At 69.8% G+C, this 24,450-nt stretch carries 26 protein-coding genes; 5 read left to right on the top strand and 21 right to left on the bottom strand.

The window, feature by feature from the left end; genetic code table 11:
- Positions 1-12 precede the first annotated feature (12 nt).
- On the top strand, positions 13-507 hold the full coding sequence (locus tag AB0M63_RS03485) for a DinB family protein (RefSeq protein ID WP_355903723.1): 495 nt from the start codon (positions 13-15) through the stop codon (positions 505-507).
- 8 nt (positions 508-515) lie between these two features.
- Here AB0M63_RS03485 and AB0M63_RS03480 read toward each other — a convergent pair whose 3' ends face one another.
- The 3 genes from AB0M63_RS03480 to AB0M63_RS03470 all read right to left on the bottom strand — a co-directional run bounded on the left by AB0M63_RS03480 (position 516) and on the right by AB0M63_RS03470 (position 2,800).
- On the bottom strand, positions 516-1,388 hold the full coding sequence (locus tag AB0M63_RS03480; protein WP_366018220.1) for an LLM class flavin-dependent oxidoreductase: 873 nt from the start codon (positions 1,386-1,388) through the stop codon (positions 516-518).
- Positions 1,389-1,424: 36 nt separating this feature from the next.
- Complete coding sequence (locus AB0M63_RS03475; RefSeq protein WP_366018219.1) at positions 1,425-2,006, bottom strand: dihydrofolate reductase family protein; 582 nt, start codon at positions 2,004-2,006, stop codon at positions 1,425-1,427.
- Positions 2,007-2,068: 62 nt separating this feature from the next.
- Complete coding sequence (locus AB0M63_RS03470; protein WP_355903537.1) at positions 2,069-2,800, bottom strand: prepilin peptidase; 732 nt, start codon at positions 2,798-2,800, stop codon at positions 2,069-2,071.
- 123 nt (positions 2,801-2,923) lie between these two features.
- On the opposite strand from AB0M63_RS03470, the gene AB0M63_RS03465 reads away from it, so the two are divergent.
- Entirely contained in the window at positions 2,924-3,289 is a 366-nt protein-coding gene (locus tag AB0M63_RS03465) for a DUF192 domain-containing protein (RefSeq protein ID WP_366018218.1), read from the top strand.
- Here AB0M63_RS03465 and AB0M63_RS03460 read toward each other — a convergent pair.
- The 4 genes from AB0M63_RS03460 to AB0M63_RS03445 form a co-directional block, all read right to left on the bottom strand.
- On the bottom strand, positions 3,234-3,782 hold the full coding sequence (locus AB0M63_RS03460) for a hypothetical protein (RefSeq protein WP_355903533.1): 549 nt from the start codon (positions 3,780-3,782) through the stop codon (positions 3,234-3,236). The genes AB0M63_RS03465 and AB0M63_RS03460 overlap by 56 nt on opposite strands.
- A complete protein-coding gene (locus AB0M63_RS03455; RefSeq protein ID WP_366018530.1) occupies positions 3,779-4,297 on the bottom strand; it encodes a hypothetical protein in 519 nt (172 codons plus the stop codon). The genes AB0M63_RS03460 and AB0M63_RS03455 overlap by 4 nt, the downstream gene beginning before the upstream one ends.
- A gap of 515 nt (positions 4,298-4,812) precedes the next feature.
- Positions 4,813-6,087, bottom strand: a complete 1,275-nt coding sequence (locus tag AB0M63_RS03450) for a hypothetical protein (RefSeq protein WP_366018217.1) — start codon at positions 6,085-6,087, stop codon at positions 4,813-4,815.
- Between the two features lie 47 nt (positions 6,088-6,134).
- Positions 6,135-8,555 (bottom strand): hypothetical protein, encoded by a 2,421-nt coding sequence (locus AB0M63_RS03445; protein WP_366018529.1) that lies wholly within the window; start codon positions 8,553-8,555, stop codon positions 6,135-6,137.
- A 244-nt stretch (positions 8,556-8,799) separates the two neighbouring features.
- Between AB0M63_RS03445 and AB0M63_RS03440 the strand changes: the two genes are divergently transcribed.
- A complete protein-coding gene (locus AB0M63_RS03440; RefSeq protein ID WP_355903528.1) occupies positions 8,800-9,312 on the top strand; it encodes a hypothetical protein in 513 nt (170 codons plus the stop codon).
- 17 nt (positions 9,313-9,329) lie between these two features.
- On the opposite strand, the gene AB0M63_RS03435 is transcribed toward AB0M63_RS03440, so the two are convergent.
- The 14 genes from AB0M63_RS03435 to AB0M63_RS03370 all read right to left on the bottom strand — a co-directional run bounded on the left by AB0M63_RS03435 (position 9,330) and on the right by AB0M63_RS03370 (position 20,940).
- Positions 9,330-9,965 carry an OmpA family protein gene (locus tag AB0M63_RS03435; RefSeq protein ID WP_366018216.1) on the bottom strand — a complete coding sequence of 212 codons (636 nt, stop codon included), beginning with the start codon at positions 9,963-9,965 and terminating at the stop codon, positions 9,330-9,332.
- Between the two features lie 7 nt (positions 9,966-9,972).
- Complete coding sequence (locus AB0M63_RS03430) at positions 9,973-10,551, bottom strand: hypothetical protein (RefSeq protein WP_366018215.1); 579 nt, start codon at positions 10,549-10,551, stop codon at positions 9,973-9,975.
- A gap of 34 nt (positions 10,552-10,585) precedes the next feature.
- Positions 10,586-11,176: a pilus assembly protein TadG-related protein gene (locus AB0M63_RS03425; RefSeq protein WP_366018214.1), complete on the bottom strand. Its 591-nt coding sequence runs from the start codon at positions 11,174-11,176 to the stop codon at positions 10,586-10,588.
- The gene (locus AB0M63_RS03420) at positions 11,173-11,406 is read right to left on the bottom strand and encodes a hypothetical protein (protein WP_366018213.1); all 234 of its coding nucleotides are present in this window, start codon (positions 11,404-11,406) and stop codon (positions 11,173-11,175) included. The genes AB0M63_RS03425 and AB0M63_RS03420 overlap by 4 nt, the downstream gene beginning before the upstream one ends.
- Before the next feature lie 160 nt (positions 11,407-11,566).
- Entirely contained in the window at positions 11,567-12,421 is an 855-nt protein-coding gene (locus AB0M63_RS03415) for a response regulator transcription factor (protein WP_355903514.1), read from the bottom strand.
- 59 nt (positions 12,422-12,480) lie between these two features.
- Entirely contained in the window at positions 12,481-14,025 is a 1,545-nt protein-coding gene (locus AB0M63_RS03410) for a histidine kinase (protein WP_366018212.1), read from the bottom strand.
- Positions 14,026-14,049: 24 nt separating this feature from the next.
- The gene (locus AB0M63_RS03405) at positions 14,050-14,937 is read right to left on the bottom strand and encodes a DUF5936 domain-containing protein (protein WP_366018211.1); all 888 of its coding nucleotides are present in this window, start codon (positions 14,935-14,937) and stop codon (positions 14,050-14,052) included.
- A 13-nt stretch (positions 14,938-14,950) separates the two neighbouring features.
- Positions 14,951-15,892 carry a type II secretion system F family protein gene (locus AB0M63_RS03400; RefSeq protein WP_366018210.1) on the bottom strand — a complete coding sequence of 314 codons (942 nt, stop codon included), beginning with the start codon at positions 15,890-15,892 and terminating at the stop codon, positions 14,951-14,953.
- 11 nt (positions 15,893-15,903) lie between these two features.
- The gene (locus AB0M63_RS03395; protein ID WP_355903502.1) at positions 15,904-17,244 is read right to left on the bottom strand and encodes a CpaF family protein; all 1,341 of its coding nucleotides are present in this window, start codon (positions 17,242-17,244) and stop codon (positions 15,904-15,906) included.
- A 25-nt stretch (positions 17,245-17,269) separates the two neighbouring features.
- Positions 17,270-17,644, bottom strand: a complete 375-nt coding sequence (locus AB0M63_RS03390) for a TadE/TadG family type IV pilus assembly protein (RefSeq protein WP_355903499.1) — start codon at positions 17,642-17,644, stop codon at positions 17,270-17,272.
- A gap of 1 nt (position 17,645) precedes the next feature.
- Positions 17,646-18,050, bottom strand: a complete 405-nt coding sequence (locus AB0M63_RS03385; protein WP_355903497.1) for a TadE family protein — start codon at positions 18,048-18,050, stop codon at positions 17,646-17,648.
- Between the two features lie 4 nt (positions 18,051-18,054).
- Complete coding sequence (locus tag AB0M63_RS03380) at positions 18,055-19,305, bottom strand: AAA family ATPase (protein ID WP_366018208.1); 1,251 nt, start codon at positions 19,303-19,305, stop codon at positions 18,055-18,057.
- A gap of 9 nt (positions 19,306-19,314) precedes the next feature.
- A complete protein-coding gene (gene cpaB / locus AB0M63_RS03375) occupies positions 19,315-20,028 on the bottom strand; it encodes a Flp pilus assembly protein CpaB (RefSeq protein ID WP_355903491.1) in 714 nt (237 codons plus the stop codon).
- A 102-nt stretch (positions 20,029-20,130) separates the two neighbouring features.
- Entirely contained in the window at positions 20,131-20,940 is an 810-nt protein-coding gene (locus AB0M63_RS03370; RefSeq protein WP_355903715.1) for a hypothetical protein, read from the bottom strand.
- Between the two features lie 411 nt (positions 20,941-21,351).
- Here AB0M63_RS03370 and AB0M63_RS03365 point away from each other — a divergent pair, with 411 nt between their 5' ends.
- Both AB0M63_RS03365 and AB0M63_RS03360 read left to right on the top strand, forming a co-directional pair.
- Complete coding sequence (locus AB0M63_RS03365; protein ID WP_366018528.1) at positions 21,352-22,998, top strand: glycoside hydrolase family 18 protein; 1,647 nt, start codon at positions 21,352-21,354, stop codon at positions 22,996-22,998.
- Between the two features lie 112 nt (positions 22,999-23,110).
- Positions 23,111-24,397 carry an MFS transporter gene (locus tag AB0M63_RS03360; RefSeq protein ID WP_366018207.1) on the top strand — a complete coding sequence of 429 codons (1,287 nt, stop codon included), beginning with the start codon at positions 23,111-23,113 and terminating at the stop codon, positions 24,395-24,397.
- Positions 24,398-24,450 lie beyond the last annotated feature (53 nt).

The following is a 24,450-nucleotide window of genomic DNA, read 5'->3' as shown; positions in this document are numbered from 1 at the left end:
GGAGCTACCGGCATGCCGTACCACTGCGACGAGAAGGCGACGCTGCGCGCGAGCCTGGACCGGGTCCGGGACGCGGTGCTGTGGAAGCTCGACGGACTGGACGAGGAGCAGGCCAGACGGCCGATGACCCCGTCCGGCACGAGTCTGCTCGGGCTGGTCAAACATCTCGCGTCGGTGGAGTACGGCTATTTCGTGGAGAGCTTCGGCCGCGAGGTCGAGCCCCTGTGGTTCGACCCGTACAAGGACGAGGACATGAGGGCCTCGCCGGACGAGACGACCGAACAGATCGTCGCCTTCTACGGCCGTGCGCGCGCCGCCGCCGACCGCGTGATCGCGGAGCTGCCGCTGGACGCGGTCGGCCGGCCGAGTTGGCGTGAGCACTCGGTGTCGCTGCGCTGGGTGCTGGTCCAACTGATCGAGGAGACAGCGAGACACGCGGGTCACATGGACATCGTGCGGGAACTCATCGACGGCGCCGCCGGGGACCATCGGCCTTCGCAGGCGTAGCGCGGGGGTCAGGGAACCAGCGCCCTGACCTCCTCCGCCGCGAAGCGTACGAAGCCCTCCGGGTCGGGTTCGTCGCCGGTGGGCTGGAGGACGACCGTGTCGGCGCCGGCCTCCGCGAGCCGTTCGACCGCCTTCGCGACCGTGCCCGCGTCACCGGCGACACCGAGGTCGGGGACCGACTCCAGTCCCTCGTCGGCGAGTTCGGCACGGAGCCGGGCGGCGGCGTCCGGCCCGGTGGCGGTGAGGAGATAGACGACGACCTTGTGCGGCTCGGTGCGGCCGGCCGACTCCCGTCCCTCGTCGATGAGTTGACGTGCCCTGCGGACCCCGTCCGGTGCGGTGGCCGCGGTGAGGATCGTGCCGTCGGCCGCGGCGCCGGAGAGTCGGAGGGTACGGGGGCCGGTGGCACCGGCGAGGATCTCGACGGGACCGTCAGGCGGCCAGTCGAGGCCGACGTCGTCGAGCCTGACGTAGCGGCCCTCGGTGGTGAGCCGCTCGCCGCTCAACAGGGCGCGCAGCGCGTCGAGATGCTCGCGCAGCAGGGTCACCGGGGACTCGACGCGCGCCCCGACCTGCCCCATCCAGTCCTGTACGCCGTGCCCGACGCCGAGGATCGCGCGCCCCGGGAACAGCCGGTACAGCGTGGCCGCCTCCATCGCGGTGATGGCGACGTTCCGCAGCGGGACCGGCAGCAGCCCGACCCCGACCCGCACCCGCTCGCTCCACGCGAGCGCCGCCGCGGCGGCCGAGATCCCGCCCTCCCGGAAACAGTCCTCCCAGAGCCACAGTTCTTCGAGCCCCGAGGCGTCGGCGAGCCGCACCACCTCTCGGAGCCGCTCGGGAGGCAGTTGGGGCCGGAACACCGCGCCGAGTCCAGTCATGGGTCTCTTCCTACCGGTCGGAGGCACGGCGGACAACTACGCGTCGCCGTCGCGTGCCCGCTCGTAGCGCAACAGCACGACCCCGTTGCCGAAGGTGCGGTTCTCGACGAGGCGGAGGGCCAGGCGGTTGTCGGCGACGGGGAACATCGGTTTGCCGCGGCCGAGGAGGATCGGGTCGACGTAGACCTTGATCTCGTCGACGAGGTCGAGCCGGAGGAAGGTGGCGGCTAGGTCGGCGCCGCCGAGGCCCAGGTCGCCGCCGGGTTGTTCCTTGAGGGCCCGCACCTCCTCCGCGACGACCTCGGGCACGATGGTCGTGTTCCAGTCGGCGGGGCCGGGCGGCAGGGTCCGCGAGTACACGATCTTCGGCTTGTCCCGCCAGATGGCGGCGAACTCCTTGATGGGCGCGGGGGCTTCGGGGTCGGCGTCGGCCGTGGGCCAGAAGTCCGCCATCAGTTCGTGGGTGACGCGGCCGTCGAGGAAGGCGCCCAGGGGCCTGAGGGTGTCGTTGAAGTGCTGGTGGAGTTCCTCGTCGACCATGTGCCAGCCGATGTCCCGGTCGGGGCCCTCCATGTAGCCGTCGAGGGACACGGTCATCATCAGACTGATCTTCCGCACGCTCACATCACCTCGTTCGTCGCCGGCCCGGCCGCCGCGCATGACGCGGGTTCGCCACCGTCTCACGCCGCCGCGAACGCGCCCAGCACCAGACCCGTGAACGCGCCGCCGAGCATGAACGGCCCCAACGGAATCGCCGTCTTACGGCCCGCCCGGCGCAGGGCGACCATGCCGAGGCCGTACAGCGCGCCGTACAGCACCCCCGCGAAGGCGCCCGCGACGAGCACCGACCAGCCGTACCAGCCGAGGGCCGTGCCGAGGCCGAGGGCGAGTTTCACATCGCCGAAGCCCATGCCGGCCGGGTTGATGAGGAACAGCACCAAGTACCCGGCCCCGAGGGCGAGTCCGCCGAACAGGGCGGTGGGCCAGGAGCCGGCGTCGGCGGGCAGCGCGGCCGCGATGCCGAGGAGGGCGAGGGTGGCGGCGGCGAGGGGGAGCGTGAGGACGTCGGGGAGCCGGTGCACCCGGTAGTCGACCAGCGCGAGCAGGACGGCGACGGGGGCGGCGAGCAGCCAGACGGCGAGTTCGGGGCGGGGTCCGGTGGCCGCGGCGAGGGCGGCGCAGATGAGGGCGGTCGCGGTGGAGACGGCGGGAGTGCTGGGGCCGTAGCCGCCGCAGGAGCAGCGGGCCCGGCCCAGCCACCCGCCGAACGTGCCGGTGATCGGATGACCGTCGGGGCACTGCCCGTTCCAGGGCTCCTCGGGTTCCACGGCGAGGCGGTGGGCGGCGCGGGGCAGCAGGAGGCCCGCCCCCGCGCCCCACAGGGCACCCACGACGATCAGAATCAGACGCACGCGGGGACGATATCCGGGGTGCGGTGGGCGGGGCATGGGTCCGTGGGCCCATGTGGGGCCCACTACCGGGTGGATACGGTCGGTCGACACCGGATCCGTTGTGGCGCAGGAGGGTGACGCGACATGGGACGACGCTGGAGTGACGGGCGGGGGAAGCTGGTCGTACAGGGGGCCTCGGGCGCGGTCACCGTCCCACTGGAACTCGCGACCTCGTACCGGGCCCGCACAAAGGGACTGCTCGGCCGGGACGCCATCGACGGGGCGATGCTGCTGTCACCGGCGAGCAGCGTGCACACCTTCCGGATGCGGTTCCCGATCGATGTGGCCTACCTGGACCGGAACCTGAAGGTGATCGCCGTCCACACGATGAGGCCGGGGAGGCTGGGGTTGCCTCGGCTGCGGTCGCGGCATGTGGTGGAGGCGGGGGCGGGGGTCATGGCGGGGTGGGGGGTGAGGGTGGGGGCTCGGGTGAAGGTGGAGAGGGAGTAGGCGGAGTGGGCGGAATGGGGGGTGAGGGCGGCAGGTCCGGCACCGGTTCTGCCGTCTCGTACACGCGGAACGGGAAGAGGGCGGCGTCCGTGCCGTACCCCGTCTCGATCGGCTCGATGCTGCACCTGACCGAGCGCCCGTCGGGGACCGCCGCCCAATACGCGCTCGGCGGGTACGACTCCGCGGGGTAGAGCACCGAACTCCCCACTCCGGCCGCGATACCGCGGGCGAGGTCCGCCTCCGTGAGGTCGCCGGCGGCGGAGGCGGTGACGCTGATGTCCAGGGAGAGCGCCAGGTCGCCCGGCGGCAGCGGGCAGTAGGTGCAGAGCACGGGGGCTGCCCAGTCACGGCCTTCCATATCCCAGTCCTGATGCGCCACGTCGACCGCATCCTCGGGCAGGCGGAGCAACTCGGCGAGGGCGCGGCGGAGTTCGGCGGGCTGCGGCTCCGCCACTACGAAGAGGTTCGCCAGGAGCAACTCCAACAACTTCATCCGTCCAGGTCGGGTTGGGTGGGGTCGGGCAGGACTTCGGTGATCGGGTGGTCGGCGACGACGGCGCACAGGATCATGGGGGCGTCGCCGTCGGACTGGTTGAGGGAGACGGCCAGCCAGCGTGTGGGTACCGGGCCCCAGACCGTCAGGTCGCCCAACAGGTCCTCGTCGCACAGTGCTTGGAAGAGGGCGGGCATCGGAGTTCCCGCGATGTGGCGGAAGAGCGGTTCGCGCATGCCGACTTGGCGGTGCTGGCCGTATCGCGCATCCAACTCGCCTACCAGGGAAGCCAGTTGGGTCTCAGCAGCCTCCTCCGCCTTGTTCCACTCGGGTGCGTACACACCGGTGAGGGCCCTGCCCACAAGGAGCGGTGCGATCACGAAGCCCTCGCCGCGCGTTGCGGTCCACTCCCCCGTGGCCGGATCGCCCTCGCTCGTCGTCGGCCCGGTCGTCGGAACGGGGCCGGTGAGCAGCGCGTCGACGGCCCCAAGCGGCCGGCCGGGTTCCGGGGTCAGCGCCCCGTCGGCCGTGCCGGGCGGCCCTCCGCACTCCGACTCCCACCGGCGCATGTCCTCGGCATTCCCGACTCTGATGCCGAAGGGCCACGTCGGGTCGAAGAAGAGCCAGTAGCGGGACTCGAGTTCGAGGGCGAGGCACTTGACCACACCCTCCTCGGGCTTCGAGTCGACGTCGGTGAAGGAGCGGACGGTGGTGCAGCGGAGGCGGTCCCAGCCGTCGCCGAAGAGCTGCTCGCCCTGGGAGGCGAGGGCGAGTTCGTCCCCCTCCTGCTCCTCGACGGCCGCGAAGAGTTCGACACCGTCCAGGGTGACCGAGTCGACCACCCTGACCTCCAACTGGCCGAACCCTCCGACCGATTCCAGACGCAGGGCTCCGTCGTCGAGGAGGACGAAGACGACAAGCGGCCGCGGGGCGAAGCGGGGGATCGTCCCGTCCCGGTCGATCCGGCCCGGGACCAGGACGTCCGTGACGTACCGCTCCCGCAGGACGCCCGCGATCCACTGCCAGGAGGTCATCGCTCCTCCGGCGGCAGTACGCCCTCGGCCGCCAGCCGGGCCAGGGCCTCACGGCTCGCGGGCACGGTGCCGTGCCAGCGGAGCATCGCCACGGCCCGCTCGGCGGCGACGCCGTAGCGGGCGTACCGCTCGGCGAGTTCCATCGCCCACGGGGTGACGAGGGTCTCGTCGTCGACGCACATGCCGAGCCAGGTGAAGACCTCCCCGGCGATCCAGCCGCCGATCCACCTCACCCACACCTCGACGAAACGCACGGCCTCCGCGCTGTCGGGGTCGTGCGGTACTCCGGGGACACCGAGCAGCGCGCACTCCTCCAGGGCCTCGGTCATGCGCTCCTGGGTGACCAGACGGGCGTACGGCATCAACTCCCGCATGACTTGCCGGACTTCGAGCCAGGCGGGCGGCTCCTCGTCCTCGGCGCCGGTCCAGTCGGGGTCGGGGACCGGGTCGGGCACGGGCTCGGTCGGTGCGCCGGCCTGGAGGATCGCGCGGGCGCGGGTGATGTTCTCGTCGGTCTCCGGGAGTTCGGCGGGCCACTGGAAGCCTGCGCCCCAGCTGTAGGGGAGTTCGCGTACGGCGGGGGGCAGCAGGGGGTGTTCGGCCTGCGCCGGTTGCCGTGCGCGGGCCTCGTAGCCGGGGCGGCGCAGCAGCATCAGGGAGTCCCTCGCCCAGGCGCGACTGTCCTCGCTCACTCTGCCGTCCCGGACGAGACGCAGCAAGGACCGCTCACCGTGGGGCGTACCGAGGTGCCGCAGGAGGCTCACCGCGTCGTGGGCCGCGAGCCCGTTCACGACACACCGCTCGGCGGCCGCGGCGGTACCTGCCCCGTCGTAGGGCTGCTGTTGGAGCCAGTGCAGCACGTCATGGGTCCAGCCCGAGAGTACGCCGCGGGTCAACTCACCTGTGATCAGGTCGAGTTGTTCCTCGATCCACCAGGTCGGCACCGGCGGCCGCGCCGTGACCGCCCATTCCCCCAGTACGGCGCTGACGCGCTCACGGGTGAACTGGTCCACCGTCGGCATGACTTGGGCCAGCCGGTGTCCGGCCTCCTGGCGGATACGGTCGTAGAGTTCCCATGACTCATCGCTCCAGACGCGCGCGGGCGACGGCGACGGGTCGACGAGCGCGGCGGCCAGCGCGTCGAGAGCGGCACGCTCGTTCGTCTCCGTGTGCGCCAGGTCGTGCAGCTTCTGCCGCCGCCCCCGGGTCAGGTCGTTCCACGGGGGCGGCAGCCGACGCATGGCCGAGGGCAGCAGGTGTTGTGCGGTCACGGTCCGGCCGCTCCGTTCCTCTCGTCGTCCGCTGTGTCCACGCCGCATCAGGAAACACCCAGGTACTGCATGGCGGTCTTCGGGTCCTTCATCTTGCCCGAGTCCCGTGCCGCCTGCCGTTCGGCAGGAGTCTTGCTGCTCCACGCGTCGTTCATCGCCCTGAGCTGCTGCGGCGAGATGTCCTGACCGGCGACGCGCAGGTCGAGGCCGTTGTCGGCGAGGGTCTGGGCCGGCGTACCGTCCGGAACGGTGCCGGTCTTCCTGTCCTTCTGGAAGCCGTCGAACACCTTGTCCCAGCCGTCCTGCGTCTCGATCTCGTAGCGGGCCCTGCGGCCGGGGTCCGCCTTCTGCCAGTCGGCCAGTTTCTGGGCCTGGGCACGGATCGAGGCCTGCGTGGCGGCCTGTCCCGTGTTCTTGACCTCCACGACGTTGAGAGTGCCGTCCTTGCCCTTGTAGACCACGTCGGCGTCGTCGATGCCGGTGAGATCGGCGGTGGTGCCGTCGCCCATGTCCACCGTCTGGCGGCCCTTCTTCGCACCGACTCCGGCGTAGACCTTGGTGCCCTCGGCGGCGTCGTCCGCGGCGCGCGTCGCGGCCCTGACCTCGGCCATGGCTTCGGCCAGTTGGTGGCGGTCGCCGGCCCTGAGCACGGGGCCGCCGAGCGAACCACGGCTCTGGCTGTCGATGGTCGTGTTCTTCAGCATGTCCGCCAAGTCCTTGAGGGACTGGGTGAGTTCGACCTTCCCGATCTCCCCCTTGCTCAGGTCCGGGCCGTCCTTCGCCTTGGCGACGAGGTCGTCGATCTTCCTCTCGTCGAGCTGGAACCGGTCGCCCTTGGGCGTCTTCGCCTTGTCCTTGGCGTCCGTGATGGCCTTCTTCGCCTCGTCGGCGGCATGCTGCAAGTCCGCGGTGCGGGCTGCCACGTCGGCCTCGTCCGCCTGCTTACGGGCTTCCTCCGCCTCCTTCTTCGCGTCCTCGTCGCAGCCGTCCTCGGCGAGTACGACGTACGGGGAGCCGCCGGCGGCGAGGACGGTGGTGCCCGTGCCGGAGGAACCGGTGAGGCCGCCGTCGCTCTTCGGGCCGTTGCCGTCGTACGGGATCCGGCGGCTGGGTGCGCCGATCGTGCAGCCGGTCTTCTCGGCCTTCTTCTCCGCTTCCTCGGCGGCGGCGTCGGCTTCCTTGGCCGCCTTCTCGGCGCCCTCCACGTCACCGGCCTTTGCCGCCTTCTTAGCGTCGTCCGCCGCCTTGGCCGCCTTCTCGGCGAGTTCGCCGAGCTTCCCCAACTTGCCGATCTTGCCGAGGTCGCCGACCTTCTCGACGATCTTGGCGCCGTCGTAGCCCGGGATGAAGAGTGAGCCGACGTTCCAGAGGACGTGGCTGACGGCGCGGGTCTTGTCGCCGTTCTTCCAGTCCTTGGCTACGTCGTCGCCGATGAACACGTCGTAGAGGACCGTGCCGCCGGTCTTCACCGAGGCACTGCCCCAGTCCCACAGGGCCCCGCCGTAGTCGCCGTCGGACCACTTCTTGCCGGCGTTCTTGGAGTTCTTCACCCAGTCGTCGCCGAGCTGCTTGCCGTAGTCGCCGATGCCCTTCACGGTGTCGACCGGGTGGCGGACCATGTCGTAGATGCCGGTGAGGTCGCCCCAGACGCCGTCGACGAACAGACCCTGGCCGACTTGTTTGACCTGGTCGCCGGCGCAGCCGAAGAAGGCGCCGACGCCGGAGAAACAGCCGTCGTCGTCTTTGTCTTTTTTATCGCCGGCGGGGTCGGTGGTGGTGGTCGTGCCTGTGTCCGTACCCGTGCCGTCTGTGGTTCCGGTGCCGCCCGTGGAACCGCCGTTGCTGTTGCTGTTGCCGTTGCCGTTCTGGGCGGTCACATCCGTGGTGCCGCCGGTCGGACCCGGGCAGGCCATGCCGGTGACCTTGCAGACCTCCGACTGGATGCCGTTGAAGATCTGCGTGCCGAGGCCGCTGACGAGCAGGGCGGTGATGACGGCGGCGACGATGGCTATGAACCCGGCGTACTCGACCGCCGTCTGCCCCTCGTCCCGGCGCCAACGGATCAGCCGCGCCAGGGAGAACGGGCGGCGCTCGACGCGCTCCAGTCCGGCGAGGCCGTACCACTGGCGGCTCTCCGGGCGGGACAGGAAGTAGAGGATGACGATCGGCAGGAAGAGCTGGAGGCCGCCGCGGGCGGATCCGGAGACGAGGTTGACGACACCGCCGAGGATCAACCAGCCCTGTACGGCGAGGAGTCCGAGCCTGACCCGGGCCCCGCCCTCCCAACTCCGCCGGGCCAGCCACCCGCCGAGGACACCGGGCGCGGCGGCGTACGCGACGAGGGCGAGAACCTGTCCGTCGAGCACGTCGTACGACGCGGCGGTCATCAGCAGACCGAGCCCGCCGACGACGGTGACCGCGAGGAGCGCGTACACCAGCACCAGCGCGGTGGCGAGCGGCACGGGCATCTCCTGCCGCCCACCCGTCCCACCGCGCCCGCCGACTCCGACTCCCCCGATCGAGGCCATGACTCCCCCGTCCCCTGCCATCGCTCGACTTCGCTCACAAGTCCACTGGAGCTTCCAGAGGTTAGGGACGGGACGGATGCCCGAGATGGGCCCGTGGACCCAAATCGGTACCCAAGTCTCGGGTGGGCCCCGGGAGGTGCGGGGGCGTTTGTGCCGCGGGCCGCGACCTTCGTAGGTTGGCCCCATGGGACTCTTCGACAGACTGACCGGCACCCAGCACCCGACGCAGGGGGTGTCGCCGGTTCCGGGGGAGGAGTTGCGGGCGGCGCTGCTCGGTCTCAACCGGTCCGAGGTTCCGTACGTCGTCCGTTACGGCGGCGGTGAGCAGTGCGACCTGCTGGCGGAGTGGCGGTTGGCAGAGCCCGCCTGGGAGCAGGTCTTCGTCCGGTCCGAGATCAGTCACGCCGTGCGGATCCGGATGCGGCTGGACCACAAGGCGCACGAGGTACGCGCTCTTGAAGAGCAGTGGGAGCTGAGCCGGGTGGGCACTCCGACGACACTCCAGGTGTCGTCGGAGTACACCCGCGGGCCGAGCCGGACCGTCAGCCGTCAGTGGACCCTCGGGCGGGGCGCCGACGGTGGTCTTGAGGCGACGGAGACCTTTCGTTTCGACAGTGCGGAAATGCGCGAACCGCTGCGCGACACCGTCCTCGGGTCCGGGTGGACTTGGCGGGGAGTCGTGTTCGGCAAGCTCTGAGGCCCATCAGCCGACCATCAGCTCTCCGTGCGCGGGAACGTCACCTCGACCCTTCGGTTCTTCTTGCGGCCGGCCTCCGTGGAATTGTCGGCGATCGGGTACTGCTCGCCGTAGCCGCGTACCTCGAAGGTGATGCTCGGGTTGTTCAAGTCCGAGTCCAGGACCGCCTGTACGGCGTCCGCGCGCTGCTTGGACAGGACGTCGCCGTGTGCGGACGAGCCGAGGTTGTCCGTGAAGCCGAAGACGCGGACCGTGGTCGCGTTCTGCTTCTTGATCTCCTCGGCGATCGCGTCGATACGGGACTTCGCCTCGGCGCTCAGTTTCGCGCTGTCCTTGCTGAAGAGGACCTCGGCCTGGAGGGCGAAGGTGACGTCCGAGTTGGTGTCCTCCCGGCGTTCCTCACCGCCCTGGTCCTCCACGACGGACTTGATGTCCAGGACCTTGGGGTCGGCGAGCGTCGCGCCTTCGGGGAGTTTCAGGTCCGGGTCGTTCGGGTCGACCTTCACCGGGGCGGAGGCGGAGGCCTCGGTGCCGGGTGGGACGCTCGGGCTCGGGGTGTCGTCGGCGTGGGCCGCGACCGCGCCGACGATGTTCGCGGCGACCATGATGGTGGCGGCGGTGACGACGAGGGCGAGACGGGGAGTGGTGGTCACTGTGGCCTCACCCGGAGATCTTGATGGTGCCGGTGGGGAAGCCGGGGAGTTGGAAGTCCACATCGGTTGTGGTGCTCGGCGGCGCCGGGAACTGCATGAACACCGCAAGCGATTCACCGGCCTTCAGAGCGGGGAGTCCGGTGGTTGTAAGGGGGCGGCCATCCGTGTCGCGCAGCACGTAGTAGCGCTTCTTCCCCTTTGAGTCCACGAGCGTGGCGCCACCGAGCGAGCTGCCGTTCTTGATGATCTCGGTCTCGTTGCCGCTGAGGTTGGAAGGGATGACGGCGGTGTCGGCGCCGTCGTTCTTCATCGTGCCGTTCACCGTGACGAAGCCGCCGGAGTCCCGCTTCGCGGAGGTGATCTGAAGGAGCAGGCTGTTCGGGCCCTTCAACTCGGCCAACGGTTGATCCGACTGCCCTTCCTGAGCACTCGGGTTGGATCCACCGTCTTTGGTGGCGGACGCCGACGCATCAGGCTTCTTGTCGTCGCCGCCACCACCGCAGCCGGCCACACCGACGGCCAGACCGGCCGCAACGGTCAGCGCGACCAACCCCCTACGGGCCTTCGCAGTGAACCGAATGCTCATCACTCTGCTTCCTTCGTCACTCGTCGTTCGCTTGTCAGTCGGCCAGATGGACGTCGAAGAGATCCTGAGGTCCCGGGAGGTTGGTGAGATCGTCCGGGTTCAGGTCCCAGTTCCTGTCCTTGCAGGTGAGCTGCGGCAGTGCGTTGGCCCCGGCACCCTGCGTCGGGAGGGTGAACGTACAGAGCGGCTCGATCACGGCTGTGGCGGACGCATGCGCGTAGCGGTTCTCGGTTCCGGGAACGAGGGACTCTCCGACAGGCTTGTCGGTCTGCACCTCGACCGCGTAATCCAGGAGGCCCGGATTGCATGCGGTGCTGTGCGCGTCGTTCTGCCCGGCCAGCTCATCGGCACGCCAGCAGAAGTTGTCCGCCCCCTGGCCGTCGAAGATGGCCTGCCACTTGGTCGGGTCGAGTACGTCCCCCACCCACATCCCTGCGAGTTGGTCCCGGGTCTTCTGAGCCGCCGCGAGTGCCGCCGCGTCAGCGGCTGTTTGGGCGCCGTTGCGATTTACCGCGGCCTGGCCGACCGCAAAGTAGGCGAACGCAAGGAAGAGCAGGCCCCCCACCACCGTGATGTAGATGGGGAAGGCCTGCCCTGCATCGCCGAATTTGCGAGATCGCCTCAAGGAGCGACCTTGGCGACCTGTGCCTTGATCTTGTCGAGAATCGTCTGGCCGATGTCCGTACCCGTGATCGCCAGCACAATAGCCACCACCACCGCGATGATCCCCAGGTACTCCACCGCGGTCTGCCCCTTGTCGCCCGCGCGCCGCCGCACCGCTGCAGCGGTCGTGTTCTTCCAGCCGTTCACCCGCACCTTGGTCGCAACGGCGGTCTTCAGCATCAGGTCGCTCATGGTGTTCCCCTCCGAATGACGCGTAACCGGCTTCCTCGTCGCCGGTGCCGCTTTCGACACGAGAACGGTATTCCCGGAAACCCGGTGCGCAAGAGGGCCCCAGGGCCCAATCCCGGGCCCAATGCGAGTCCCGGCCGGTGTGCCGTCCCGTCATCGCGGCTCACCCCAGCCCTCGGGCCGAACCCGGCGCCGTACCCAGCCACTTGGCGGCGGCCTCGGAGCGGCTGGTGCTGTGGAGTTTGGCGAAGATGCGGTTGATGTGGTTCTTGACGGTCTTCTCGGAGATGAAGCAGGTGGCGGCGATCTGCTGGTTGTTCATGCCGGACGCGATGTGGTCCATGATCTCCGCCTCCCTCGCGCTCAGTTGGAACCTCGCCCTGTATGACGACGACTGTCCCACATCTGGTTGCACTTGCGAAAGGTTTTCCGAAGAACTTGATGGCGCGAATGTGGAGCCAACAGCCGTTGAGCCCAAGCCCTCCGGCAAAAGACCGACCGAACCTTGCGCTTGCCTGAGTTGCGCCAGCAACGCCCCCGCCGCCGACGGCGTGAAGTGGGCCCTGCCCTGCTTGATGTCCCTTACGGCGGCGACCAGTTCGTCCGCCGTGAACTCGCCGTGGACCAGATAGCCGCCCGCTCCCCGGCGCAGCGCCTCCTGGACGATCTCCGACTCCCTGCTGTACGTGAGCATCACGACCGGGGCGATCCGCACCAGGTACGGGAGTGCCGAGATGCCGTCCACGCCCGGCATCCGTACGTCCAGGAGGACCACGTCGGGGCGTTGGAGATGAGCCGCCTCGTAGGCCTCGCGGCCGTCCGCCGCCTCCGCTACGACCGTGATGTCCGCGCGGCCCGACAACAGGGCCGTCAGCCCGGCCCGGACCACCGGGTTGTCGTCGGCCACCACGACCCGGAGGGGCGAACTCGGCGCCGGAGGAGGGAAGTTCGGGAACGGGTTGGGTGGTGTCGGTGGCGGCTGCGGAGCGCCGGGGTGGGGCGTCGTCTGGTCCGGCATGGCTGCCTCCTCTCGGGTCGGCTGTGGGGGGATGAGTACGGTTTGCTACGGCTTCCTGCTCATGTCGTCGCTGTCTTCGCTGTCGGCGCTGATGTCAGCGCTCCGAGGGGGAGTTCGAGGCGGACCTCCGTGCCGCTCGCGTGGCCGCCCCTGCCGATGCGGATGCGTGCGCCCACCGATGCCGCCCGCTCGACCATGCCGACCAGGCCGAAGTGGCCTGCCCTGCGGAGCTGTTCGAGGGTGGTGCCCGGGGGCAGGCCGCGGCCGTCGTCGTAGACGCTGATGCGGAGGAGGTTGTCGTGGACTCCGGCCCGTACGTCGACCTTGGTGGGGGCCGCGTGGCGGTGGGCGTTCTCCATCGCCTCGGTCGCGATGGTGAGGAGTTGGCGGGCCACGGCGGGCGGGACCGGTGGTACTCCGTGGTCGCCGGTGGGGCGGTAGGTGGTGGGGAGGCCCGTTCGCGTGTTGAAGTCCCTTGTGCGGGCCGCCAGTTCTACCAGGACGTCCGTTCCCTCGTCGGGGTCTGCCTCGCGTCGTAGGTCCGCCAGGAGTTCACGGGATTCCGCCGCCGCCCTGCGGGCCGAGCGGGCCACCAGTTCCGCCTGTTGTCTGATCAGGGTCGGGTTCATGCGGTCCGCGCCGGCCGAGCCCGCCAGGCCGTCCGCCGCGAGTGCCACGCCGTGCAGGGTCTTGGCCACCGAGTCGTGCAACTCGCGGGCCAGGCGCGCCCGTTCGGCCCCCACCGCCTCCGTCACGGCGAGCCGGGCCTGGACCGTCGTCAGGGCGGTGGTGGCCTCGCCGAAGCGGAGCATCAGGTTGCGCAGGGTCACTCCCACCGCGCCGGCGATGACGCACAGGCCGGGGAGCAGGAACGTCTGCGCCACGACCCGGTGGGCGTCGGCCGCGGCGGTCTGCGCCAGCAGCAGGATCAGGGCCTGGAGGCTCGCGAAGCAGCCGGCGCCCCGCCAGCCGTAGACGATGCCGGCCAGCAGCGGGGTGCAGACGCTGACGTAGGCGAGGGTGCTGGTGGGGCCCGCGGAGACCAGGAGCAGGGCGCCGAAGAGGGTGTCCAGGACGAGGAGGGAGGGGTGGCGCAGGAGGAGGGGGCCGAAGCGTTCCCAGTCCCGGAAGAGGACGTAGGAGGCCATGAAGGTGACCACCACGGCCGCGCCCACCAGGCGGGTGGCGAGGCCCGGGTTGGCGTTGAGGAGGGCGGAGGGGGCGGCCAGCGCGATCATCGCGAGGCGGAAGCCGAAGACCTGTCTGCACATCGCCTGCAAGGCGCTGACCTGGATGGGGAGAGCGATCCGGGCGCCGGCGTCCGGGCCGGGTGCGGGGGTCGGCTCCGGTGGGACGGGGGCGGCTTCGGCGGGCAGCTGTTCCAGCCGGGGTTCGGCCGGCGGCCTCGGGACGCCGGGGAGCGGGGACCCTGCCGGGACCCAGCCCGGCGGCAGTGCGGGCGTGACCGTCGTGACCGGTATGTCCGACGCCCCCGAGCGCACATGGTCGGGGAGGACGGTGCCGGCCGGTGGTGTCGTGATCTCCGGCGGTTTCGGGCGCCGTCGCAGCAGTCCCGTCCGTTCACGTTCGTCCGTCGTCGCCATCGTTGAATTCGCCCCCGTTCCCGTCTACTTGCCCGTGATCGTGCTGAAGTCCGTGCCGGAGCCGAGGAGCAGGCCCGCGCCGAGGAGGAGCATGGTGGCCGGGACCATGAACGTGGTGATCATCATGGTGGCCTTGGGGACCGCCCTGGCGGCCTTGCGGCGGGCGTTCTGCGCGTCCGTGCGGCGCATGTCCTTGGCCAGGGCGACCAGGGTGTCGACGATCGGCGCGCCCAGCTCCTCGCCCTGCTGGAGTGCCGTGACGAACATCGCGACCTGCTCGCTGTCGTTGCGCCGCCGCAGCTCGGCGAAGGCGGCGCGGCGGCTCATGCCCAGGTCCATCTGGCGCAGGGTGATGCGGAGTTCGTCCGCCCAGGGGCCCTCGTACTTCGACGCGACGCGGTCGAGTGCCTGGCGGAAGCCGAGGCCGGCGCTCACCACCACCGCGAGGACGTCGAGGAAGTCGGGCAGGGTGCGTTCGATGACGTCCTTGCGGATGCGGATCGCCGACCAGATGCCGACCTCGGTCCAGAACGCGGCGAAGGCGAACAGGACGAGGGCGAGGAGGTAGTTCCCCTTCACCAGGAACACCAGGCCGCCGACGCCGCCGAGGAAGCCGTAGACCGCCCGCCGGGCCGCGTAGCGGTCGATGGTCAGGCCACCGGGGTTGCCCGCGAGGTCTATCTTGCGGCGGTACTTGGCGACCTGCTTGGGGCCCATCAGGCGCAGGACCATGGGCGCGTAGCGCATGCCGAGGCGGTCGACGAGGGAGTCGACGGCGCCTGTGCGCGTCGAGCCGACCTCCAGGGCCAGCACCAGGTCGGTGGGGAGTTTCGCGTCCGCGCGGTACATGCGGATGCCCGCGAAGATGCCCCACACGCTGAGGCCCATGACCAGTCCGAGTACGAGTGCCATCAGGTCTCTCTCCTCAGACGTCGATGCGGGACAGGCGGCGGATGAGGACGAAGCCGACCGCGTACAGCCCGAAGGCGATGATCACGCAGGCCTGGCCGATCGGGGAGCCCGTCATCCGTTCCAGGGCACCGGGTTTGACGCTGTTCATCAGGAAGAGGGCGCCCACGCCCATCACCGGAACGGCGTACGACGTCATGTTGACCTGGGAGAGCTGGGTGCGGACCTCGCGCCGGGTCTCCTTGCGCTCCTCCAGGGTCTCGGTGAGGTTGCGCAGGGCGCTGACGACCTGGCCGCCCGCCCGGTTGGAGAGCACCAACGTCGTGACGAGTACGACGAGTTCGCGGGACGGCAGGCGCTCCGCCAGCTCGCTCAGCGCGTCGTCCATGGAGGCGCCGACCGCCAACTGGTTGGCGACCTTGCCGAGTTCCTCCCCGGCCGGTGCCTCCAGCTCCTCCGCGGCCATGCTGATCGAGGTGCGCAGCGCGAGGCCGGCGTGGGTGGCGTTGGCCATGATGCGGGCCAGCTCCGGGAGTTGGTTGATGAACTTCTCGATGCGCTTCTGGCGCTGCCAGTTGAGGAACTGGATCGCCACCCCGATCCCCAACAGCCCCGCTATGGGGCCGAAGAAGGGGGCCAGGGAAGCCTGGCCGATCAGCCAGAGGGCCGCCACCGTGGCCATCATGTAGACGAAGAACTCGCCCGGGGTCATGTCCAACCCCGTTGCCGCGAGCCGCAGTTCGAGTTTCCGGCCGAGCCTGGTGCGGCGCAGCCGGCGGTCCAGGTTGCGGAAGCGGCGGGTGCGGCCCATCTGGATCTGGCCGGTCGAGGACAGCCGGTCGACCAGGGCCGCGCGCTGTGCCTTGCCCATGGCGTAGGCGTGCAGACCGGCCACGCCCAGGACGCAGGTCAGCAGGGTGATGCCGGTGGTGAGCGTGACGATCGTCTGGAGTTCCATGGGGTCGGTCCCTACCTACTGGCTTCTCGGAGGGCTAGCTGTTCCGCGGTGTGGGCCACGCCGAAGGCCTGTGGGAGGGGCTGGCTCGCCATGTAGAGGCGGTCGGCGGTGCGCCGCGAGAGCGGGAAGTACTCGAAGGCGCCGTAGACCCGGCCGTCGGCGGAGATGGGCTGGGGGGTGAACCGGGCCACCGTCGCCAGCCGGTACGGCTCGCTGCCGTGGCTGTCGAGGAGGGCGATCTCGGTGATGCGGCGGGCGCCGTCGGTGAAGCGGGTGAGCTGGATGATGACGTCGATGGCGCTGTTGATCTGGTCGTGCAGCGCCTCGAAGGGGATCTCGACCTCGGACATGGACGCCAGGGTCTTCAGGCGCATCAGCGCGTCCTCGGCGCTGTTGGCGTGGACGGTGGCGAGGGAGCCGTCGTGGCCGGTGGACATCGCCTGGAGCATGTCGAGGGACTCGCCGCCGCGGACCTCACCGACCACGATCCGGTCGGGGCGCATCCGCAGCGAGTTGCGGACCAGGTCGCGGATGGTGACCTGGCCCTTGCCCTCGACGTTCGGGGGGCGTGCCTCCAGGCGGATCACATGGGACTGCTGGAGCTGGAGTTCGGCGGAGTCCTCGATGGTGATGATGCGCTCTGTCTCCGGGATGAGGCCGGAGAGCGCGTTGAGGAGTGTGGTCTTCCCGGTGCCCGTGGCACCCGACACGATGATGTTGAACTTCGCGTGCACCAGGCCCGCGAGGAGATACAGCATGTGCTCGTCCAGCGAGCCGAAGCCGACCATCTCCTGGAGCGTGAAGGAGCGCGGGAAGCGGCGGATGGTGAGGGTCGCGCCGGTCAGCGAGAGCGGCGGGATGATCACGTTGACGCGCTCGCCGGACGGCAGTCGCGCGTCGACCATCGGATTCGACTCGTCCACCCGGCGGTTGACCGTCGACACGATGCGCTCGATGGTCTGCATGAGCTGGTCGTGGGAGGGGAAGCGGAGCGGCAACTGCTCGACGCGGCCGCCGCGTTCGACGAAGATCGCGTCCGGGCCGTTGACCATGATCTCGGTGATCGACGCGTCTTCGAGGAGCGGTTCGAGGATGCCGAGGCCGAGCGCCTCGTCCACGACCCGGCGGATCAACTGGGAGCGCTCGACCGTCGAGAGGACCGGTCCCTCACGGCTGATGATGTGCCCGAGCACCCGCTCCAGCCGGGCCCTGCGCTCGGCGGCGGCCAGCGCGCTCATCTCCGCGAGGTCGATCTCCTCCAGGAGTTTGGCGCGGTAGGAGGCGACCATGTGGCCGTCCTCGCCCCGATGGCCGTTCTCCTCGGGATGGTTGACGCGTTCCCGCAGACCCATGAGTCCAGTGCTCCTTGCTCCGCGTTCAGTGGTCGAGCGGCATGGTGGCGGTCTTGCTGGCGGTGCCGAAGTCCCAACCGGGCACGATGGACGGGATGTTCACGGTGGAGGTGACCCGGACGGAGGTGCCCAGGTCCGTCCGGCCGCAACTGGTGCCGTCGGCCAGGAAGCCGCTGACCGCAGCCCTGCAGTCCTGCTGGTAGTCCTGCTCCAGCGAGGCGGCGCGGGCCCCGGCCCGGGCAGCCGTGCCGGCCTGGATCGCGGTGTAGGCGATCAGCCCGAGTTGCACGCCCGCCAGCGCGACGAGGAGCAGGATCGGGATGAACCCGAGGTATTCGATGGCGACTTGGCCGCGGTCGCGCACGCGGAGCCGGAATCGGAATCGGAGGTCGTAGGACATCTCAGTTCGTCGCCTCCTCGACCGCGCCCGCGTGACCGTGCACCTCGAAGGGGAAGGCGATGGAGCCCGGGAAGAGGACGGGCACCTTGAGGGTGACGTCGGCCGTGACGAACCCTGTGCCCCCGCAGGTCACCGTGGCGTCCCCCCTCCACGCGTCGGACAGGTCGTCGAGGCCCGCCTGTTGGCAGGCGGCCTGCCGCTCGCCCCGGGTGGCGGCCGTGCCCGCCCGCACCGCCTCGTCGGCAGCATTCCCCGCGAGCGTGTAGGTGTACCCCACCAGCACGAACTGCCACATCAGCACCAGCGTCACAATGATCAGCGGCGTCATGCCGAGGAACTCGATGGTGACCTGGCCCCGGTCCCGCCCGCGCGAGGACATCACAGAAGCGATCACGGACATACGCATCCCCTCACTCCCTACGACGCCGGAAGCTCACCGAGCCACGGTCGCCGCCGCCCCGTGACCGGCCGCCCCGCTGGGCGACTTCGGGCACCTTGACCAGTCCGAGTTCGCCCGCGAGACCCCACAGCGCCTGTTTGACCACGCTCTTGTTGTCGAGTTCGTGCAGGCGGCCCGCGTCCACCGCGCCCTGGAGTTCCTTGAAGTTGGCGGGGATCGCGGTGGCGGCGACCGCCGTGCCGGTGATCCGCTGGATCAGCGGGGGCTGGATCTCCGTACCGCGTGTGTGCCGGTTGACGACGATGGTCGTCTCCTCGGCCTTGCGGATCTGGAGCCGGTCCCACATCCGGACGGTGCGCTTCGCGGCGCGTACGGCGACCACGTCCGGGGTGGTGAACAGCAGGGCCGTGTCGGCCATTTCGACGGCCGCCGCGCTCGCGCCGCTCATCTGGGCGCCGCAGTCGATGACGACGACCTCGTAGCGGGAGCGCAGCGCGCTGACGATCTGGCGGGCGGCCCGGTCGGTGACCTCCTCGCCACGTTCGCCCTCGCCGGGGGCGAGCAGCAACGCGACCCCCGTGTCGTGCCGGAACACGGCGTCGGCCAGGACCCGCGGCGAGATGTCGGTGATCGCGGCGAGGTCGACGACCGAGCGGCGGAACTGGACGTCCAGGTAGGAGGCGATGTCACCGGTCTGGAGGTCCATGTCGACGAGCGCGGCGCTACGGCCCGACGCCTGTGCGGCGAGGGCGAGTTGGATCGCGGCGAGGGTGGCGCCGACCCCGCCCTTGGCGCCGCTGACCGTGACGACGGTGCCGCCGACGCCGGTGAACACATCGCCGCCGTGGCCCAGATGACGCCGTACGCCCACGGACCAGGCGGCGACCGCCTGGACCCGGTTGGCCAACTCCTCGTAGCTCAGCGGCAGCGCGATGAGGCCGCGGGCGCCGGAGTCCATGGCGGCCTGGAAGAGGCCGGGGCTGGCGTCCGTGGTGACGAGGATGACGCCCACCGCGGGGAAGCGCAGCGCGACCTCGCGGACCAGCTCCAGGGCGGGGACGGGACCGATGCGCTCATGCACCACCACGACCTCGGGCAGCTCGTCGACGGACTCGGCGGCGAGCCGGGCCAGGGTGTCGATGAGCTGGGTCGAGTCGGCCACCGGGGCCACCGGGTCGGCGTCCGGGAGCTGGCTGAGCAGGGTCGTGATGGCGCGGATGGCATCCGCGTCACCGACCGCCGGGAGAATCCTGGTGGGCATGCGGGCCTCTCACTTGTCCTTCGCGAGTTCGTACGTCCGGTCCTGCTCGGGCACGGTCGTATCGCTGCCGGGCGCCACCAGCGCGAGCCGCACCCGCTCGGCGAACGACTCGGCGTAGGTGATCCGCTGGGCGTCGAGCGTGGTCAGCGCGAAGGTGATCGGGACGGCGTCGGTGGACTGCTGCTGGTTGCGGTCGCTGCTGCTGCCCGGGTCCAGTGCGGTGATGTGGCCGACGTCGATGACCTTCGCGTTGGTCACGATGATCTTTGACTGGTCGGGATCACCCTCTTTGGCGCCCGCGAAGGTGGCGTACACGTTGACCGTGGAGCCCGGGGTGATCTTGCCTGCGACGCCGGTCGCCGCGTCGATCATGATGGCGACCTCCTGCTGCCCGGGCTGGAGGGCCGGCTGGTCCACGATCATGTCGCTCTGCAGCAGGGAGCCCTTGCGCAGGGTGGTCACCGCGATCTTGCCCGAGATCTGGCGGAGGTCCGTCACGGCGTTGTCCGACAGCCACCGCTTGGGCATCTCGATCTTCTCGAACTGGGCGGCGCTGAGGGCCGTGTAGGGCGCCACGTTGTTCTTGACCTGGTAGGCGGCGACCTCGGGTCCCACCTTGGACTTCACGTCGCTGATGACGGAGAGGACGCCGGCGAACGCGCCGAGGGCGCACAGGACCGACAGGAGCAGGAGTATCACGCCGCGGCGCTGACGGGAGTTCATGAACCGTACAACCTCATTGGGGATATCGGTCGAGCGGAAATGAGCGGATCGAGCGAGATCGAACAGATCGTGTGCTGTAAGCGTGTCCTGTGAGTTGAGGACTTATCCGGCGGGTGTTTGGTTCTCGTGAACGGGTGGTGTCGCCGAGCAGAAGACACAACGGTCGCCGATGACGTCGATACCGCACCAGTGGCACACGGATTGCCGTACCGAGGTGACCAGTTGGTACAGCACCGACAGGTCGGGCAGATAGGTGCAGAACTCGATCAGCCTGCCCGTGCCCCACCAACTCGCCGACTCGGCGGGCAGGGTGGCCTCGCGCAGTCCCATCGCGTTCCACGCCGGGGCGAGGGTGGTGCCGATCCAGTCGGACTGCAACTGCCCCTTGGCGACCAGCATCCAGGTGCCGAACTCCGGTCCTTCGAGGGTGACTCCGGGGCCGATCCTGACGAGCTGCGGCTCGGGGTGGGCGAGCACCGCGAACTGGCTGCCGGGCACCCAGGACTTGGCGTGCGACCGGAGGCCGACGGGGACCCGGTCCAGCTTGGCGACCGAGCCGAGGACCGCGCCGGCGTGGATGTAGTGCGTGAGCAGCCGGCCGGCCGAGGCGAGCACTCCGGGGCTGAGGTCGCAGGACGCGAGCTGCCTCAACTGGCGGGCCAGTACGGCGAGTCCGAGCGGGGGGAGATTCGGACGGAACAGGGCGATCCGGTCGCTCTCCAGGATGGACCGGATGGTGTGCAGCCGTCGGTCCACACCTTCGGGCACGGCCTGCGAGGACACGACGACGACATGCCCGTGCTGGTCGATGAGGGCCTGCATCTCCGACAGCGCCTGGTCCAGCGGTCGTTGATCCAGGTCCCGCAGGACGACGGCGGGCAGGGTCCGTTCGTCCTGTGGTGGCAGCGCCATGTCGGCGCTGGTCACGGCAATGGCAGTTGGCACGCGCAGCTCCCCGTCTCACGCCTGTCGGCGTGCCGGTATTACTCCGGCACACCGAGTCGACTTCATTGCGTGACTACCTCAGCACTGTAACCACGCCCCAGTGACCGGAGAACAGCGTTTGTGCAGCCGTACCGCAACTGTCATTACGCACAACACGTCAAAACGGGGCAGGTCGAGCAGTTGATCGGGGGCCGGACACCGAAACCCGTGCGGGGGAAGTTGGTCTGGACCTCTTGACAGCACAATTGGTCTGGACCAACTCTGGACTCCAGCGGTGGCCACCGTCCCCAGTCCCCTCCAACTCCCCCACCGGAGGCATCAGTGGACCGCGCACCAGGCAAGCCCAGCAGAAACAGACGCCTGTGGGCCGGGGTCGCCATGGCCGCCCTGGCTCTCTCCTTCGCGGGCACCGGCCAGGCGTCCGCCGCCGACATCAACAACGCGAAGAACTCCGGCTTCGAGTCGGGCCTGACCAACTGGACCTGTACGGCGGGCAGCGGCACGACCGTCTCCTCCCCGGTGCACAGCGGCGCGTCCGCGCTGAAGGGCACCCCGGCCGGGCAGGACAACGCCCAGTGCACCCAGTCGGTCGCGGTCAAGCCCAACTCGACCTACACGCTGAGCGCTTGGGTGCAGGGCGGCTACTCCTACCTCGGCGTGACGGGCACCGGCACGACGGACGTGTCGACCTGGACCCCTGACACCACGGCCTGGAAACAACTGTCGACGACGTTCACGACGGGCGCCTCGACCACCTCCGTCACGGTGTACACGCACGGCTGGTACGGACAGGCCGCGTACTACGCGGACGACATCTCGGTCTACGGCCCGGACGGCGGCGGTGGCAGCGACCCCGCGCCCACGGTCCCGGCCACGCCGACGGGTCTGACGGTCGCGTCCACGACGTCCTCGTCGGCCTCCCTGGCCTGGAGCGCGGTCTCGGGAGCCACCGGCTACAACGTCTACCGCGACGGCGCGAAGATCACGGCGGTGACCGGAACATCCGCCACGGTCACGGGACTTACGGCCTCCACCTCCTACTCCTTCCAGGTCACGGCGACCAACTCGGCCGGTGAGTCGGGGAAGTCGACGGCGGTGACGGGCACGACGACGGCCACGGGCGGCAACGGCGGCACCGCTCTGCCCAAGCACGCGGTGACCGGCTACTGGCAGAACTTCAACAACGGCGCGACCGTCCAGAAGCTCTCGGCCGTCTCCTCCCAGTACGACATCATCGCGGTGGCCTTCGCCGACGCGACCTCGACGCCGGGCGCGGTCTCCTTCACGCTCGACTCGGCCGGCCTCGGCGGCTACACGGTCGACCAGTTCAAGGCGGACATCGCCGCCAAGCACGCGGCCGGCAAGAAGGTCGTCATCTCGATCGGCGGCCAGAACGGCACGATCTCGGTGAGCGACTCGACGTCCGCGACGAACTTCGCCAACTCGGTCTACTCACTGATGCAGACGTACGGCTTCGACGGCGTCGACATCGACCTGGAGAACGGTCTCAACGCCACCTATATGACACAGGCGTTGAGGTCACTGTCGGCGAAGGCGGGCTCGTCCCTCATCCTCACGATGGCCCCGCAGACGATCGACATGCAGTCGACGTCGAACTCGTACTTCCAGACGGCCCTGAACGTGAAGGACATCCTCACGGTCGTCAACATGCAGTACTACAACAGCGGCACGATGCTGGGCTGCGACGGCAAGGTCTACGGCCAGGGCACGGTCGACTTCCTCACGGCCCTCGCCTGCATCCAGTTGCAGGGCGGCCTGGCCCCGTCCCAGGTGGGCCTCGGCCTGCCGGCCTCGACCAGCGCGGCGGGCAGCGGCTATGTCTCGCCGACCATCGTGAACAACGCCCTCGACTGCCTGACGGCCGGCACCAACTGCGGCACCTTCAAGCCGTCGAAGACCTACCCCGACCTGCGGGGCGCGATGACGTGGTCGACGAACTGGGATGCGGCCGCGGGCAGTTCGTGGTCGAACTCGGTGGGGGCGCATGTGCACGCGCTGCCGTAGCGGAGCCCGTTGAAGGGTTGGACGGGGAGTGCGGCCGCCGGGTCGCACTCCTCACCGCTCGGTTAGGTTGACACGATCACCCGTGACGTCGACCTCCCGGCAGGTACCCCGTATGTCATTACCCCCGCCCCCGTCTCGCCCCTCGCGGCTCGGGCTGCTGCGCGATCCGGACTTCGGGCGGCTGTTCGCGGCCACCGCGCTGGGGCAGTTGGGCGACCGTGTCATCTTCCTCGCCCTGCCGCTGGTCGCCATCGTGGCGCTGGACGCCGACGAGTTCCAGGTCGGGCTGCTGACCGCGATGACCACGGCGGGCTCGCTGCTGGTCGGGCTGCCGGCGGGCGCGTGGGTGGACCGGATGCGGAAACGGTCGGTGATGATCAGCACCGACCTCGCCCGGGCGCTGGTCCTGACGACGGTGCCGGTGGCGTGGTGGGCGGGCCTGCTCACCGTGTGGTGGCTGTACGCGGTGGCGCTGGTCCATGGGGTGCTGACGGTCTTCTTCGATGTGGCCTACGTCAGCTATCTGCCGCATCTGGTGGGGCGCGACCACCTCGTCGAGGGCAACTCGAAGCTGTCCGCCATCCGCTCGGTGACGAGCATCAGCGGGCCCAGCGTGGCCGGGCCGCTGGTCGGCTGGGTGGGCGCACCCGCGACGCTCCTGGTGAGCGCGGCCGGGATGGCCATGTCGGGGTTGCTGGCGATCACCATCCGCAAGCGCGAGCCGAAACGGGAGCCGGTGCCGGGCGATCAGCCCCGGCTGGCTCGCGACATCAAGGAGGGCCTGAGCTTCGTCCTCAAGTACCCGGCTCTGCGCGCCATCATGGTGAGCGACGCGATGTTCAACCTCTTCCTGGTCATGTACCAGACCATGCTGCTGGTCTTCCTGGACCGGAAGTTGGGCCTCTCCTCGTCGACCATCGGCCTCATCCTCTCCGGAATGGGCTGCGGCGCGCTGCTGGGCGCGCTGTCGGCGGCCAGGGTCGCGCGCCGGGTCGGACAGGGCCGGGTCATCTGGCTGGCGTCACTGGTCACTTGTCCCCTGACCGCCCTGATGCCGCTGGCACGGCCCGGCTGGAGCGTATGCGTGGCGGCGGCCGGCCTCGCCTCCCTCTCCCTGGGCGGAGTCATCCGCGTGGTCGCCCAGTCCAGCTTTCAACAGTCCCTCACCCCGGACCGGTTGCTCGGCCGGGTGAGCGCGACGGCCCGCTTCGTCTCCTGGGGCGGAATCCCCCTCGGCGGCCTGCTGGGCGGAGCGTCGGGCACCGCCTTCGGCGCGACGACGACCCTGTGGATCGGCACGGCGGGCATGACCCTGAGCGTCCTCCCGAACATGCTGTCACCGCTGCGCACGATGCGGACACTGCCGGTGGGGGACGAACTCGACCCGGTGGGCCGGTAGTTCACCTCACCTCAGGCCCCGTTCGTAACCTGAAACATTTCTGTGGGTCCACC

Origin of the sequence: Streptomyces sp. NPDC051576 (assembly GCF_040681835.1) — a bacterium.
Lineage (GTDB): Bacteria > Actinomycetota > Actinomycetes > Streptomycetales > Streptomycetaceae > Streptomyces.
This window is presented reverse-complemented; position numbering and strand designations above follow the sequence as displayed.

Bases quoted from the DNA above. Each gene is read 5' to 3' on its own strand.
- AB0M63_RS03485 (WP_355903723.1), top strand. From the start codon at position 13: ATGCCGTACCACTGCGACGAGAAGGCGACGCTGCGCGCGAGCCTGGAC.
- AB0M63_RS03480 (WP_366018220.1), bottom strand. From the start codon at position 1,388: ATGACTGGACTCGGCGCGGTGTTCCGGCCCCAACTGCCTCCCGAGCGG.
- AB0M63_RS03465 (WP_366018218.1), top strand. From the start codon at position 2,924: ATGGGACGACGCTGGAGTGACGGGCGGGGGAAGCTGGTCGTACAGGGG.
- AB0M63_RS03460 (WP_355903533.1), bottom strand. From the start codon at position 3,782: ATGAAGTTGTTGGAGTTGCTCCTGGCGAACCTCTTCGTAGTGGCGGAG.
- AB0M63_RS03445 (WP_366018529.1), bottom strand. From the start codon at position 8,555: ATGCCCGTGCCGCTCGCCACCGCGCTGGTGCTGGTGTACGCGCTCCTC.
- AB0M63_RS03440 (WP_355903528.1), top strand. From the start codon at position 8,800: ATGGGACTCTTCGACAGACTGACCGGCACCCAGCACCCGACGCAGGGG.
- AB0M63_RS03430 (WP_366018215.1), bottom strand. From the start codon at position 10,551: ATGAGCATTCGGTTCACTGCGAAGGCCCGTAGGGGGTTGGTCGCGCTG.
- AB0M63_RS03420 (WP_366018213.1), bottom strand. From the start codon at position 11,406: ATGAGCGACCTGATGCTGAAGACCGCCGTTGCGACCAAGGTGCGGGTG.
- AB0M63_RS03415 (WP_355903514.1), bottom strand. From the start codon at position 12,421: ATGCCGGACCAGACGACGCCCCACCCCGGCGCTCCGCAGCCGCCACCG.
- AB0M63_RS03410 (WP_366018212.1), bottom strand. From the start codon at position 14,025: ATGGCGACGACGGACGAACGTGAACGGACGGGACTGCTGCGACGGCGC.
- AB0M63_RS03405 (WP_366018211.1), bottom strand. From the start codon at position 14,937: ATGGCACTCGTACTCGGACTGGTCATGGGCCTCAGCGTGTGGGGCATC.
- AB0M63_RS03400 (WP_366018210.1), bottom strand. From the start codon at position 15,892: ATGGAACTCCAGACGATCGTCACGCTCACCACCGGCATCACCCTGCTG.
- AB0M63_RS03395 (WP_355903502.1), bottom strand. From the start codon at position 17,244: ATGGGTCTGCGGGAACGCGTCAACCATCCCGAGGAGAACGGCCATCGG.
- AB0M63_RS03390 (WP_355903499.1), bottom strand. From the start codon at position 17,644: ATGTCCTACGACCTCCGATTCCGATTCCGGCTCCGCGTGCGCGACCGC.
- AB0M63_RS03385 (WP_355903497.1), bottom strand. From the start codon at position 18,050: ATGCGTATGTCCGTGATCGCTTCTGTGATGTCCTCGCGCGGGCGGGAC.
- AB0M63_RS03380 (WP_366018208.1), bottom strand. From the start codon at position 19,305: ATGCCCACCAGGATTCTCCCGGCGGTCGGTGACGCGGATGCCATCCGC.
- cpaB (WP_355903491.1), bottom strand. From the start codon at position 20,028: ATGAACTCCCGTCAGCGCCGCGGCGTGATACTCCTGCTCCTGTCGGTC.
- AB0M63_RS03370 (WP_355903715.1), bottom strand. From the start codon at position 20,940: ATGGCGCTGCCACCACAGGACGAACGGACCCTGCCCGCCGTCGTCCTG.
- AB0M63_RS03365 (WP_366018528.1), top strand. From the start codon at position 21,352: ATGGCCGCCCTGGCTCTCTCCTTCGCGGGCACCGGCCAGGCGTCCGCC.
- AB0M63_RS03360 (WP_366018207.1), top strand. From the start codon at position 23,111: ATGTCATTACCCCCGCCCCCGTCTCGCCCCTCGCGGCTCGGGCTGCTG.